This is a genomic window from Shimia sp., from assembly GCF_041624275.1.
Taxonomy (GTDB): domain Bacteria; phylum Pseudomonadota; class Alphaproteobacteria; order Rhodobacterales; family Rhodobacteraceae; genus Shimia.
This window is the reverse complement of the sequence record NZ_JBFJVE010000081.1, coordinates 1-12506: the sequence shown is the minus strand read 5'-3', so window position 1 is coordinate 12506 and position 12506 is coordinate 1. Positions and strand designations below refer to the sequence as shown.

At 64.5% G+C, this 12506-nt stretch carries 15 protein-coding genes; 9 read left to right on the top strand and 6 right to left on the bottom strand.

What is annotated here, in order from left to right; translation table 11 throughout:
• Together ABZD10_RS08190 and tdh are read left to right on the top strand one after the other, a co-directional pair.
• Positions 1–922 (top strand): glycine C-acetyltransferase (locus ABZD10_RS08190; RefSeq protein ID WP_372885717.1); only part of this gene is annotated, 922 nt, incomplete at its 5' end.
• An 11-nt stretch (positions 923–933) separates the two neighbouring features.
• Positions 934–1962, top strand: a complete 1029-nt coding sequence (tdh, locus tag ABZD10_RS08185; RefSeq protein ID WP_372885719.1) for an L-threonine 3-dehydrogenase — start codon at positions 934–936, stop codon at positions 1960–1962.
• Between the two features lie 138 nt (positions 1963–2100).
• Here the strand turns inward: tdh and ABZD10_RS08180 are convergent, their stop codons facing one another.
• From ABZD10_RS08180 to ABZD10_RS08160, 5 genes are all read right to left on the bottom strand, one after another.
• Positions 2101–2250, bottom strand: a complete 150-nt coding sequence (locus ABZD10_RS08180) for a hypothetical protein (RefSeq protein WP_372885716.1) — start codon at positions 2248–2250, stop codon at positions 2101–2103.
• A 105-nt stretch (positions 2251–2355) separates the two neighbouring features.
• The gene (locus ABZD10_RS08175) at positions 2356–3096 is read right to left on the bottom strand and encodes a metallophosphoesterase family protein (protein ID WP_372885715.1); all 741 of its coding nucleotides are present in this window, start codon (positions 3094–3096) and stop codon (positions 2356–2358) included.
• 128 nt (positions 3097–3224) lie between these two features.
• On the bottom strand, positions 3225–3824 hold the full coding sequence (locus ABZD10_RS08170) for a dimethylsulfonioproprionate lyase family protein (protein WP_372885714.1): 600 nt from the start codon (positions 3822–3824) through the stop codon (positions 3225–3227).
• 109 nt (positions 3825–3933) lie between these two features.
• Positions 3934–5529 carry a phosphoglycerate dehydrogenase gene (gene serA, locus ABZD10_RS08165; protein WP_372885713.1) on the bottom strand — a complete coding sequence of 532 codons (1596 nt, stop codon included), beginning with the start codon at positions 5527–5529 and terminating at the stop codon, positions 3934–3936.
• Positions 5530–5620: 91 nt separating this feature from the next.
• Positions 5621–6766 carry a phosphoserine transaminase gene (locus ABZD10_RS08160; RefSeq protein ID WP_372885712.1) on the bottom strand — a complete coding sequence of 382 codons (1146 nt, stop codon included), beginning with the start codon at positions 6764–6766 and terminating at the stop codon, positions 5621–5623.
• Between the two features lie 157 nt (positions 6767–6923).
• Between ABZD10_RS08160 and serB the strand changes: the two genes are divergently transcribed.
• From serB to ABZD10_RS08140, 4 genes are read left to right on the top strand one after another with little or no spacing between them, the layout of a single operon-like run.
• The gene (gene serB / locus ABZD10_RS08155) at positions 6924–7796 is read left to right on the top strand and encodes a phosphoserine phosphatase SerB (protein ID WP_372885711.1); all 873 of its coding nucleotides are present in this window, start codon (positions 6924–6926) and stop codon (positions 7794–7796) included.
• A gap of 60 nt (positions 7797–7856) precedes the next feature.
• On the top strand, positions 7857–8177 hold the full coding sequence (locus tag ABZD10_RS08150; RefSeq protein WP_372885710.1) for an ArsR/SmtB family transcription factor: 321 nt from the start codon (positions 7857–7859) through the stop codon (positions 8175–8177).
• The gene (locus ABZD10_RS08145; protein ID WP_372885709.1) at positions 8174–8605 is read left to right on the top strand and encodes an SRPBCC domain-containing protein; all 432 of its coding nucleotides are present in this window, start codon (positions 8174–8176) and stop codon (positions 8603–8605) included. Before ABZD10_RS08150 ends, ABZD10_RS08145 begins: the two co-directional genes overlap by 4 nt.
• A gap of 24 nt (positions 8606–8629) precedes the next feature.
• Entirely contained in the window at positions 8630–8944 is a 315-nt protein-coding gene (locus tag ABZD10_RS08140) for a YciI family protein (RefSeq protein ID WP_372885707.1), read from the top strand.
• A 12-nt stretch (positions 8945–8956) separates the two neighbouring features.
• On the opposite strand, the gene ABZD10_RS08135 is transcribed toward ABZD10_RS08140, so the two are convergent.
• The gene (locus ABZD10_RS08135; protein WP_372885706.1) at positions 8957–9952 is read right to left on the bottom strand and encodes an asparaginase; all 996 of its coding nucleotides are present in this window, start codon (positions 9950–9952) and stop codon (positions 8957–8959) included.
• 220 nt (positions 9953–10172) lie between these two features.
• On the opposite strand from ABZD10_RS08135, the gene ABZD10_RS08130 reads away from it, so the two are divergent.
• The 3 genes from ABZD10_RS08130 to rlmN form a co-directional block, all read left to right on the top strand.
• Positions 10173–10664, top strand: coding sequence for an invasion associated locus B family protein (locus tag ABZD10_RS08130; RefSeq protein WP_372885705.1), 492 nt, complete (start codon positions 10173–10175; stop codon positions 10662–10664).
• Positions 10665–10794: 130 nt separating this feature from the next.
• Positions 10795–11448, top strand: a complete 654-nt coding sequence (locus tag ABZD10_RS08125) for a Hint domain-containing protein (protein ID WP_372885704.1) — start codon at positions 10795–10797, stop codon at positions 11446–11448.
• A gap of 87 nt (positions 11449–11535) precedes the next feature.
• Positions 11536–12506: 23S rRNA (adenine(2503)-C(2))-methyltransferase RlmN (gene rlmN, locus ABZD10_RS08120; protein WP_372885702.1), on the top strand; the 971-nt coding region annotated here is incomplete at its 3' end.

Sequence of the window (12506 nt, the reverse complement as noted above, 5' to 3'; positions counted from 1 at the left end):
CGCGCTCGAGGCGCGGATCGCCGGGTTCCTCGGCAAGGACGATTCGATCCTCTTCGCCGCCTGTTTCGACGCCAACGGCGGGCTGTTCGAGCCGCTATTAGGGCCAGAGGATGCGGTAATCTCTGACGCGCTGAACCATGCGTCGATCATTGACGGCATTCGGCTCTGCAAGGCCAAGCGCTACCGCTATGCCAACAGCGACATGGAAGATCTCGAGGCCAAGCTGAAACAGGCCCGCGAGGATGGCGCGCGGTTCATCATGATCGCCACCGACGGGGTCTTCTCCATGGACGGCTATCTGGCGAACCTGCCTGAGATCACCGCACTGGCCGAGAAATATGAGGCGCTGGTGATGGTCGATGATTGCCATTCCACCGGCTTCATGGGGCCAAAAGGTGCAGGCACGCCCGCGCATCACGGGGTTAAGGTCGACATCGTGACCGGCACGTTGGGCAAGGCGCTTGGTGGGGCCATCGGCGGCTATATCGCAGGGCCGCAGCCTGTGATCGACCTGCTGCGCCAGCGCGCGCGGCCCTATCTGTTTTCCAACTCCTTGCCGTCTTCGATCGTGCGCGCCGGCATCCGGGCGCTGGAACTGGTCGAAGACGGCGATGATCTGCGTGCACGCCTTTTCGAGAATACGAAATACTGGCGCGCGGGGCTGGAGAAGTTGGGCTTTGACCTGCTGCCCGGTGAACACCCCATCGTGCCCGTCATGCTGGGCGAGGCGCAGTTGGCGCAGGACATGGCCGCACGGCTTTTTGAAGAGGGGGTCTATGTCTCGGGCTTCTTCTTCCCGGTTGTGCCGCGCGGTCAGGCGCGCATCCGCACGCAGATGAACGCAGCCTTAACGCGCGAGCAATTGGACCGGGCGCTGAAAGCCTTTGAAGTGGCTGGCAAGGCATGTGGGGTGATTGAATGACCACGAATGAAATGAAGGCGCTGTCAAAGCTGCATGCCCGCGAGGGGCTGTGGATGACCCACGCCCCGGTGCCGGAAATCGGCCCGGATGACGTGCTGATCAAGATCAACAAAACCGGCATCTGCGGCACCGATATTCACATCTGGAACTGGGATGACTGGGCCAGCGCCACGGTGCCGGTGCCGATGATCACCGGCCATGAGTTTGCCGGCGAGATCGTCGAGCTGGGCCGGGACGTGACCGGGCTGAAGATCGGCCAGCGCTGTTCGGGCGAGGGCCATCTGATCGAACACGACAGCCGCCAGAGCCGTGCCGGCAAGTTCCACCTCGATCCCGGCACCCGTGGCATCGGAGTCAACGAGCAGGGCGCCTTTGCCGAATATCTGCGCCTGCCGGCCTTCAACGTGGTGCCCTTGCCCGATGACATCCCCGACGAGATCGGCGCCATTCTCGACCCTTTGGGCAACGCGGTGCACACCGCGCTGAGCTTTGATCTTCTGGGTGAAGACGTGCTGATCACCGGCGCCGGGCCGATCGGCATCATGGCGGCGGCGGTGGCGCGCCATGCCGGGGCGCGCAACGTGGTGATCACCGATGTGAACCCGGATCGTCTGAAGCTGGCCGAACATGTCGTGCCCAGCCTGCGCCCCGTGGATGTGACCAAAGAAGACCTGCGCGATGTCATTCACGAACTGGGCATGAGCCAGGGTTTCGACGTCGGCCTCGAGATGTCCGGCGCGCAGGTGGCGCTCGACCAGATGGTCGAGGCGCTGGTGATGGGCGGCAAGATCGCGCTTCTGGGCATTCCGCCCGGCAAATCGCCGGTGGATTGGTCGCGCATCGTCTTCAAGGCCATCACCATCAAGGGGGTCTATGGGCGCGAGATGTTCGAGACCTGGTACAAGATGATCGCCATGCTGCAAAACGGGCTTGATGTCAGCCGGGTCATCACCCATCGCTTCGACGTCGAGGATTTCGAGGCCGGCTTCGCGGCGATGAAATCCGGCGCCTCGGGCAAGGTGGTGCTGAACTGGCGGTGAGGGCATCTTGGGTGGGGCAGGGGCGCTGCCCCTCTTGGCCTGCGGCCAATTCACCCCGGGATACTTGCGGCAAGAGAAAACAGGGCGGCGGATGAGCAAAAGGGCAGCGGCGATCACGGCGGCTGCCCTTTTGAAGTCTCAGTAGGAAAAGTCCCGGAACAGGGTCGACTCCTCGAAGCCGCGAACCAGGCGGACGACGCCCGGGGTACGCTGGGTCTCGTCGGCGACGAATTTGGAAAAAGCCCCGGATACCCGGTGCGCGGTCTGTGTTTGGCGTGTCGTTTGCATGGTGTTTCCTAAACCTGTCACGCCCCCATCGTGAAAGGCTGCGCGGCAAAAGGTGCCGGGACTTGGCGGAAATGCGGCCATTTCGGGGCTTTGGTTAAAGCCGGGTTAATCCTGCGTCTCGGGCAGGAGCGGTTCCCGGCCCCGGGCGCCGAGGGTCCAGACCCGGTCATCCTCGAAGACGGCGGCGGTCAGCGGGCGGCCGTATCCGGCGCCGCTGTCGAGGTTGACCCGGTTGCCCCTGTGCGCGGCCCGTTGCCCCGGCGTGTGGCCGTGCACCACCAGCCAGGGGTGGGGGTCGCGATAGTCCAGAAACTCGCGGCGGATCCAGCACATGTCGTCCTCGGTCTGCCGCTCGAGGGCGACACCGGGGCGAATGCCGGCATGGACGAAGAGCAGCCCCTGCGCCAGGTGATGGCCGGGCAGGCCGGCCATGAAGCGGACATGGGCTTGCGGAATCACCGCGCGGGCGCGGGCGTGGATGTGGAAATAGCGCGTGTCGTCGCCGGTCTCGATCCCGTAGGAGGCCAGCGTGCTGCGGCCGCCGATCCGGTCGCTGAACCAGTCCATGCCGAGCAGGATCTGCGGGTCGGGGCGCGGGTGCTCTTCGAGGAAATAGGAATACATCCGGTCGTGGTTGCCGCGCAGCACGGTCCAGTTGCGCCCCGCCGCGACCCCGGCGCGCAGGCGTTCGATCACCCCGGCGCTGTCCGGCCCGCGATCGACGAGATCGCCGAGAAAGACGATCTGTGCCTCGGGGCCGCCGTCATCGGTGATCCGCTGGATGGCGGCGTCGAGCATGTCGAGATGGCCGTGGATGTCTCCGACGGCGTAGATGGGGGCGGTCACGTCTGCGGTCCTTCGGGCTTCTGGATTTGCGAATGCGCTTGCCGCGACTTGTAAAGAGGCGGTCGGCAATGGGCAAAGCAAATCGCTGCATTGTGAAGGATGTGTAGCGCTACGCTGGAGTCAGGACCCTAGGCGGCGAAGGCGTCGTGGCCGTCGTGAATGCGGTAGCTGTCGGTTCCGATGTCGCCGTTCCAGCGCCAGAGGGCGATCACCCCGTCGGGGCCGGTCTGGCAGGCATGCGGCATATAGGTCGAATGGTGCACCGCATCGCCGGGGCCGAGCAGTTTTCGGCTGTCTCCCGCCGTCCAGAGGGCGCTTCCGGCGATGATGACATAGGTTTCCTCGGCCGCGTGCGAATGCAGGGCATAGCGGCGGTTGGGGCGCTGATAGTAAAGCCCGGCGCGCAGGTGGTCCGAGCGGACCGGGGAATCGGGGCCCATGAGATCGCAAACGGCGTAGATGTCGTCATGCTCGGGGCGCACCATGCGGGCGACCGGGTTGACCCCCCAGGGCAGGGCGCCATGTGCGGCGGCCATCGGCGCGGCGCAGGGATGCGGCGAGGCAAACAGCAGGGCGCGGATGGCCTGGCTATCCTGTTCCGCAAGGCTGCAACGGGCCGTGAAACTGGCGCCTTCGAGAATTTCGGCGGTCTCCGCGGCCTCGGGCCGGTTTTCGGCGGCGAAGGCGGCGGCCATCTCGGCAAGAAAGGAACGAATCGCGGCGCTCATGTCGGCGTCTCCCGGCTGAAACCCTGTTTCCCGCGATTAGAAAAAGAAAAGGCCGCCGCAACTTGCTTTGCGGCGACCCGATCGGTGTCGTTTTTGGCCCCTTTCGGGATCAGTTGACGTCGAACTGCAGCGGCTTGATCTGGCGGAACATACCGGTCTCGGCCAGTTTGGCGCGGGCCTCGGCCGGCACCGCCTCGTCGACGTACAGGAGGGCGATCGCCTCACCGCCGACATCGGCGCGACCGAGGGTGAAGTTGGCGATGTTGACGCCGTTCTCGCCCATGGTCTGGCCCAGGGTGCCGATGATGCCGGGCACGTCCTCGTTGGTGGTGTAGAGCATATGCGCCCCGACCTCGGCGTCGATGTTGATGCCCTTGATCTGGATGAAGCGCGGCTTGCCGTCCGAGAACACGGTGCCGGCGACCGAGCGTTCGCGGTCATCGGTGACCACGGTGACCTTGACATAGCCGTCGAAGGCGCCCGACTTGTCCTGGTTGGTGGTCGAGATCTTGATGCCGCGCTCCTTGGCGACGACCGGGGCCGAGACCATGTTCACGTCGGGGTTCACCCGCTTCATGATGCCGGCGATGACCGCGCAGTTCAGCGCCTCGAGGTTCATGTCGGCGGCGACACCGTCATAAAGGATGTTGATCGCCTTGATCGGCTCGTCGGTCAGCTGGCCGGCAAAGGCGCCAAGGTGGTCGGCAAGCTTGATCCAGGGGCCCATGATCTTGGCTTCTTCGGCGGTCACGGACGGCATGTTGAGGGCGTTCTCCACCGCGCCGGTCAGCAGGTAGTTCGCCATCTGGTCAGCCACCTGCAGGGCGACGTTTTCCTGGGCTTCGGTGGTCGCCGCGCCGAGGTGCGGGGTGCAGACCACGTTGGGCAGGTTGAACAGCACGTTCTCCTTGGCGGGCTCTTCTTTGAACACGTCGAAGGCAGCGCCGGCGACATGGCCGGATTTCAGCAGATCGGCCAGCGCCTCTTCATCGACCAGGCCACCACGGGCACAGTTGATGATGCGCACGCCCTTCTTGGTCTTTTCAAGGTTTTCGCGGCTGAGGATATTGGCCGTGGCCTCGGTGAAGGGCACGTGCAGGGTGATGAAATCGGCGCGCGCCAGCAGATCGTCGAGCTCGACCTTCTCGACGCCCATCTTGTTGGCTTTTTCCGCGCTGAGGAAGGGATCATAGGCGATGACCTTCATCTTCAGGCCGCGGGCGCGGTCGCAGACGATGCCGCCGATATTGCCGGCGCCGATCACGCCGAGGGTCTTGTTGGTCAGCTCGACGCCCATGAATTTCGACTTTTCCCATTTGCCGGCATGGGTCGAGGCGCTGGCTTCGGGGATCTGGCGCGCCACGGCGAACATCATCGCGATGGCATGTTCGGCGGTGGTGATCATGTTGCCGAAGGGCGTGTTCATCACGATCACGCCCTTTTTCGAGGCCGCTTCCTTGTCGACGTTGTCGGTGCCGATGCCGGCGCGGCCGATGACCTTCAGATTGTCGGCCTTTTCCAGCAGCTTGGCGGTGGCCTTGGTGGCCGAGCGGATGGCGAGACCGTCATATTGGCCGATCACCTCGGCCAGCTTGTCCTTGTCCTTGCCGAGGTCGGGCATGAAGTCGACCTCGATGCCGCGATCACGGAAGATCTGGACGGCGGTTTCGCTGAGCTTGTCGGATACGAGTACTTTGGGAGCCATGGGTTTGGTCCTTTTGGAATGTCGGGTGTGGTGCGTGAGATCACGCACCCTACGGGGATGGGGTAGGGTGCGTCCTTGGACGCACCGAACGTTATGCTTGTGCGGCGATCTCGGCCTCGAAGGCCCATGCCAGCCAGGGCAGCATGGCCTCGATATCCGAGGTCTCGACCGTGCCGCCGCACCAGATCCGCAGACCGGCGGGCGCATCGCGATAGGCGCCGATGTCCAGCGCGATATTCTCGGCTTCCAGACGTTTGGCCACGGCCTTGGCAAAGGCGGCGCCGTCCTGGATCCGGTCATCGGTGAACTTGAGGCAGACCGAGGTGTTCGAGCGGGTCGCATCGTCTTCGGCGAGATTGGCGATCCAGCCGTTGTCGGCGCAGAAGTTGAACACCGCCTGCGCATTGGCGTCGGCGCGACCGATCAGCCCCTTGAGGCCACCGACCGAGCGGGCCCAGTCCAGCGCGAAAAGGTAATCCTCGACCGCCAGCATCGACGGGGTGTTGATGGTGGCGCCGGTAAAGATGCCCTCGATCAGCTTGCCGCCCTTGGTCAGGCGGAAGATCTTCGGCAGCGGCCAGGCCGGGGTGTAGCTTTCCAGACGTTCGACCGCGCGCGGGCTGAGGATCAGCATGCCATGCGCCGCTTCGCCGCCCAGAACCTTCTGCCAGGAGAAGGTGGTCACATCCAGCTTGTCCCAGGGCAGGTCCATGGCGAAGGCCGCCGAGGTGGCGTCGCAGATGGTCAGCCCGCTGCGGTCATCGGCGATCCAGTCGCCATTGGGCACCCGCACGCCGGCGGTGGTGCCGTTCCAGGTAAAGACCACGTCGTTGTTGAAATCGACCGAGGCCAGGTCGACGATCTGGCCGTAGTCGGCGGTTTTCACCTCGGCCTCGATCTTCAGCTGTTTCACCACATCGGTGACCCAGCCCGAACCAAAGCTTTCCCAGGCCAGCATCTCGACCTTGCGCTCGCCCAGAAGCGACCACAGGGCCATTTCGACGGCGCCGGTGTCCGAGGCGGGCACGATGCCGATCTTGTAATCTGCGGGGATGCCCAGAACTTCGCGCGTGCCTTCGATCGCGGCCTTCAGCTTGTCCTTGCCGATGGCGGCACGGTGCGAGCGGCCAAGCGCGGCGTCGGCGAGTTTGGTGACATCGAATGTGGGGGGTTTGGCGCAGGGGCCAGAGGAGAAACGCGGGTTGGCCGGCCGCGCTGCCGGTTGCTGAGTAGCCATTGATGCTATCCTTACAGATAAGTGCCTCTCGTTGGGGAGAGGTGTCCCACGGCCGGACATAGAGGGGTGTTTGAGGTTTCACAATAGGGAAAATGCGTCTATAGCGCCGTTTGAAATACCAAATGCGACCTCGCACGACCACTATCGGAAACTTCCCATGTTCTATGTCACCCTTCTCACGTCGCCTGCCAAACCCTCTCTGGACGCTGCGCTGGTCGACTCGCTGCGCAATGCCTGGGGTGGCGGTGACGCCCTTTGGCTGGCACCGGACGAGGCCGCGGAGTTTGCGATCGAAGTGAAACCCGACAACCAATGGCAGGTCTGGGAAGATCTGCAAAAGCTGGGCGTCGATCTTGTCATTCAGCCCGCCGAAGGCCGTCGCAAGAAGATGCTTCTGGCCGATATGGATTCGACCATGATCCAGCAGGAATGCATCGACGAGCTGGCCGACGAGGCCGGGGTCGGCGAGCGCGTCAAGGACATCACCGCCCGCGCCATGAACGGCGAACTGGATTTCGAGGGCGCGCTGACCGAACGGGTGGGTCTGCTCAAGGGGCTTGATGAATCGGTGATCGACAAGGTGCTGCGCGACCGCATCACCCTGATGCCGGGCGGGCCGGCGCTTCTGGCCACCATGAAGGCCGATGGCGCCTATGCCGCGCTGGTGTCGGGCGGCTTCACCGCCTTTACCGCCAAGGTGGCGGGCGAGCTGGGCTTTGACGAAAACCGCGCCAACAGGCTGCTGACCGAAGCCGGCAAGCTGAACGGCGACGTCGGCCGCCCGATTCTGGGCCGCGAGGCCAAGGTGCAGGCGCTGAAGGAAATCACCGAGCGGCTCGGCCTGACGCATGACCAGGTGATGGCCGTCGGTGATGGCGCCAACGATCTGGGCATGCTGCAACTGGCCGGGGCCGGGGTGGCGCTGCATGCCAAACCCTCGGTGGCGGCCCAATGCGAGATTCGCATCAACTTCGGCGATCTGACAGCGCTGCTCTATGTGCAGGGCTATGCCAGGTCCGACTTTGCCTGAATCCCGCTAGGGTCCAGACTCTTCTTGCCATCTATTTAACGTTCTGGTTAAATAGATGGCATGACCCAACTCAGCACAGCTTTTGCGGCACTGGCCGATGACACGCGGCTGCGCATCGTCGAGCGCCTGATGGCGGACGGCGAATTGCCCGCCGGCGCGCTGGTGGAACATGCCGCGATCAGCGGCCCGGCGATCTCGCGTCACCTCAGGGTGCTGCGCGAGGCGGGGCTGATCTCGCAGCGGGCCGAGGGCAACAAACGCTATTACGCGGTGCGGCCGCAATCCATTCAGGCCATCGCCCGCTGGACACTGGACCACCGCGCCTTCTGGCAGGCCGGGCTGGACCGGCTCGACACGTTTCTGGCGGAGGACGCACAATGACGGATCTGAGACTGGAAAGGGAATTCGCGGTATCGCCCGAACGGCTGTTTGCGGCGGTGACTTCGCGGGCCGATCTGCTGCGCTGGTGGGGCCCCGAAGGCATGGACGTGCCCGAAGAAACCCTCGATTTCACCACCACCGGCCCGTGGTTCTCGGTCATGCGCAACGGCGACGGCCAGCGCTATAAAGTGTCGGGCGAGGTCACCCATGTGACACCGCCGAAATCGGTGGGCTTCACATGGGCCTGGCACGATGACACCGACAGGCGCGGCGCCGAAAGCCATGTCACATTCACCATCGAGGAAACCCCGCGCGGCGCGCGGCTGGTGATCGACCACCGCGCATTGGGCGATGACGAGATCAGCGCCAACCACGAAACCGGCTGGACGTCGTCGCTGAACAAGCTCGGCGCCCTGCTCGGCCCATAAATCAATGCAACAGGAGGAAGAACCATGCCGAAATTCATGTATATCTACCACGGAGGCGGACGCCCCGAGACCCCGGAAGAGGGCGAAAAGGTCATGGCGGCCTGGATGGCCTGGATGCAGGGCATGGGCGAGGCGGTGATCGACGGCGGCAACCCCGCCGGCATGTCGAAAACCGTCTCGGTCGACGGCGTTGCCGACAACGGCGGCGCCAACCCGGTCTCGGGCTATACGCTGGTCAACGCGCCCGACATCGACGCCGCCTGCGAGATGGCCAAGGGCTGCCCGATCCTCGAGGGTGGCGCGGGCACGATCGAGGTTGCCGAAGCAATGGAGATGTGACCGCGAGAGCGGCTAGACAAACCCCTCGGCCGGTTTCATTACCCCGGTGACCTCTCCGGCGCGGTTCAGGATCGGCGCGTTGACGTATTTGCGCGCCTCGGGATGGGCCGCGTCCAGCACCCCCAGCCGGATCAGAATCGCGGCGATGGCGCATTCCGCACCGCGCGCGGTGCCATCGGCGATCTTCAGCGCCACGCCCATCTTCAGCGCCGGGATGATGGCCACGAAATACCCCTCGGCGCCGGTCTTCACCGCGACCTTGTGGTCCATGGCCCGCATCAGGTTGGTGCAGGCGCGCCCTTCGCCGGCCACCAGTTCGGGCCAGGCCGCCATGGCACGGTGCAGCCGCGCGGCGGCGCTCTGGCGGCGGTCGCCCTCGGGGTCGGCGGCGGCGAAAAACGCCATCGCCCGCGCCATCCCCAGCACCGAACAGGCGAAATTCGGCGCCGAACAGCCGTCGATGCCATAGCCGGCGCTGTCCTCCTGCGTGACCTCCTCGAAGGCCGCCTTCACCGCCTTCTGCACCGGGTGGTCGATGGCGACGTAACGCGCATCGCCGCCGAGATGACGGTTCAGCGTCAGAAAGCCCGAATGCTTGCCAGAACAGTTGTTGTGATGCCGGCAGGGCGCCTGATTGGCGCGGATCAGCGCGTTGCGCGCCGGGATGTCGTCGGGCTCCTGCGGGCCGCAGCAGAAATCATCGTCGCTCAGCCCCAGATCGGCAAGCCACTGCTTGACCCGGACCGAATGGATCTCGGCGCCGTTATGCGAGGCGCAGGCCAGCGCCAGCTGCGCATCGCTCAGCCCGGCGGCATCCGCCGCCCCGCTTTCGATCAGCGGCAGCGCCTGCAGCATCTTCGCCGAGCTGCGCGGCAGCACGATGGCCTCGGGGTCGCCCCAGGCCTCGACGATCTGCCCGGTTGCATCGCAGATCACCGCATGCCCGTTATGCACGCTTTCCAGAAACGGACCGCGCCAGATTTCAACCATTGGAACGGGGCTTGCCATCCTGGACCTCTCGAGTTTGGGCAAAAACGTGCCAACGGGTCTTTTCCCGGTCGGCCAAATCAGGCTAATGTGTTTGCATCGAGAATAAAATGTTCGGATCGAAAAAAGGCGACAACGCCAGGGATCCGGACGGCAGAGGCAAAAGCACAGCTTGGAGGCTGGTGATATGGGATCACTCGGGACGAGTCGGTATGCGATTGGCGCCATTGGCGGCGCGGTCATGGCGCTCTGGGCGCAGGGCGCCAGCGCCCAGGAACAGGCCTCGAGCCCCTGTTCGAACCAGATCACCGACTGGAGCGTCTGCGTCGCTGAATCGCCCAAGGAATGCTGGGCCGTCAGCACCGCCAAGGAAAGCGTCAACACCAAGGAAGGCCGCGTGGTCGCGGTGCGCCGCAGCGACATTCTGCTGATGGTGTTCCACCGCCCCGAGGTCGGGGTCAAGGGACAGGTCGGTTTCACCGGCGGCTATCCCTTTGCCAGCGGCTCGACGGTGACGCTCGACATCGACGGCACCAGCTTCGAGCTGTTCACCGAGGGCGAATGGGCCTGGCCGGCCTCGACCGCCGAGGACGCCAAGATCGTCACCGCGATGAAACGCGGATCGAAAGCGGTGCTGAGCGCGGAATCGACCCGCAAGACCAAGACCGAGGACACCTTCTCGCTGCTCGGCTTCACCGCCGCGGTGGAAGACGCCGAGAAACGCTGCCAGTGACCTGACACGCCGCCCCTCGGGGCGGACCGCCGCGACTCCTGCCAGAGTCTCAATCGCAACTTCGTCACACTGCCACATCGGGGGAAACTGACCGGCCAGTCCGGTCAGGGCCCTGTTGTGGAGTCCGCTGATGACAACGCCCGCTACAACCGAAACCACCCGTCACGACCAAGGCCAAGGGGGGTTCATCCCCTGCTTTCTGGCCGGTACGCTGATCGCGACCAAACGCGGCGAGATCGCCGTGGAAGATCTGCGGCCGGGCGACATGGTGGTGGTCCGCGATGGCGGCTTCGTGCCACTGCGCTGGATCGGATCGGTCCGTGTCGATGCACGCGGGCACGGGATGGCAGACAATGCGCCGGTGCGCATTCCGCGCGGCGCGATGGGCCGCAACATGCCCGCCCGAGACCTCTATGTCTCACCCAATCAGCGGATCTGGATGGCCGACGCCGCCTTCGAAATGCATTTCGCCGAGCGCGAAGTGCTGATCCCGGCCCGGCATCTGGTCGGCTGGAAGGGCATCCGCCAGGTCTCTTACGTGCCCGAACCCGAATATTTCCACCTGCTGCTGGACAGCCACCAGATCATCCTTTCCGACGGCATGCTGACCGAAAGCTTCCATCCCGGCGAGGCGAGGCTCGACCAGTTCGACACCGAGGCACGCGACGAACTGTTCCGCATGTTCCCCGACCTGATGGCGCTGGCCGGCCAAGGCGCCACCGCGCGTCGCTGCCTGAAAGGCGATGAAGTGCCGGTGGCCCTGAGCCTGAAAACCGTGGCCTGAACCGCGCGGCCACAGCCGGGCCTATTTGCTTTCGCGGCAAGATGCTATAAAGCACCCGCTTGATTTCCTTTCCGGGACCCCGAGACCATGACCGCCAGCGCCCCCGTCACGCAGGACGTGAAAACCATTCCCCGCAGGCTGCCCGAAGGCGGCAAGCAGAACCTTGTCGGCCTGACCCGCGAGGCGATGCGGGCGCTGCTGATCGAAAACGGCACGCCCGAGAAACAGGCCAAGATGCGGGTCAACCAGATCTGGCAGTGGATCTACCAGTGGGGGGTGCGCGATTTTCACCAGATGACCAACCTCGCCAAGGCCTATCGCGCCGAGCTGGACGCCAAGTTCAGCATCGAGATCCCCGAGGTCGTCACCCGGCAGCTGAGCGAGGACGGCACCCGCAAATATCTGGTGCGCATCGCCGGCGGCCACGAGGTCGAGGTGGTCTATATCCCCGAAGAGGGGCGCGGCACGCTCTGCATCTCGTCGCAGGTGGGCTGCACCCTGACCTGCTCCTTCTGCCACACCGGCACCCAGAAGCTGGTGCGCAACCTCACCGCCGCCGAGATCATCGGCCAGGTGATGATGGCGCGCGACGATCTTGGCGAATGGCCCGAACGCGGCGCACCCAAGGACGAAACCCGGCTGCTCAGCAACATCGTGCTGATGGGCATGGGCGAGCCGCTGTACAATTTCGACAACGTGCGCGACGCGATGAAGATCGCCATGGACCCCGAGGGCATCCAGCTCTCGCGCCGGCGCATCACCCTGTCGACCTCGGGCGTGGTGCCCGAGATTGCCCGCACCGCCGAGGAGATCGGCTGCCAGCTGGCGATTTCCTTCCACGCCACCACCGACGAGGTGCGCGACGTGCTGGTGCCGATCAACAAGCGCTGGAACATGGAAACGCTGCTCGAGGCGCTGGCCAGCTACCCCAAGGTGTCGAACTCCGAGCGCATCACCTTCGAATACGTGATGCTGCAGGGCGTGAATGACAGTGACGAGGACGCCCATCGCCTGGTCAAGCTGATCAAGGATCACGGCATTCCCGCCAAGATAAACCT

Coding starts and splice junctions, on each gene's coding strand:
- ABZD10_RS08130 (WP_372885705.1), top strand. CDS start 10,173: ATGGCGCTCTGGGCGCAGGGCGCCAGCGCCCAGGAACAGGCCTCGAGC.
- ABZD10_RS08170 (WP_372885714.1), bottom strand. CDS start 3,824: ATGAGCGCCGCGATTCGTTCCTTTCTTGCCGAGATGGCCGCCGCCTTC.
- ABZD10_RS08135 (WP_372885706.1), bottom strand. CDS start 9,952: ATGGCAAGCCCCGTTCCAATGGTTGAAATCTGGCGCGGTCCGTTTCTG.
- ABZD10_RS08160 (WP_372885712.1), bottom strand. CDS start 6,766: ATGGCTACTCAGCAACCGGCAGCGCGGCCGGCCAACCCGCGTTTCTCC.
- ABZD10_RS08150 (WP_372885710.1), top strand. CDS start 7,857: ATGACCCAACTCAGCACAGCTTTTGCGGCACTGGCCGATGACACGCGG.
- tdh (WP_372885719.1), top strand. CDS start 934: ATGAAGGCGCTGTCAAAGCTGCATGCCCGCGAGGGGCTGTGGATGACC.
- serB (WP_372885711.1), top strand. CDS start 6,924: ATGTTCTATGTCACCCTTCTCACGTCGCCTGCCAAACCCTCTCTGGAC.
- ABZD10_RS08140 (WP_372885707.1), top strand. CDS start 8,630: ATGCCGAAATTCATGTATATCTACCACGGAGGCGGACGCCCCGAGACC.
- ABZD10_RS08180 (WP_372885716.1), bottom strand. CDS start 2,250: ATGCAAACGACACGCCAAACACAGACCGCGCACCGGGTATCCGGGGCT.
- serA (WP_372885713.1), bottom strand. CDS start 5,529: ATGGCTCCCAAAGTACTCGTATCCGACAAGCTCAGCGAAACCGCCGTC.
- ABZD10_RS08145 (WP_372885709.1), top strand. CDS start 8,174: ATGACGGATCTGAGACTGGAAAGGGAATTCGCGGTATCGCCCGAACGG.
- ABZD10_RS08125 (WP_372885704.1), top strand. CDS start 10,795: ATGACAACGCCCGCTACAACCGAAACCACCCGTCACGACCAAGGCCAA.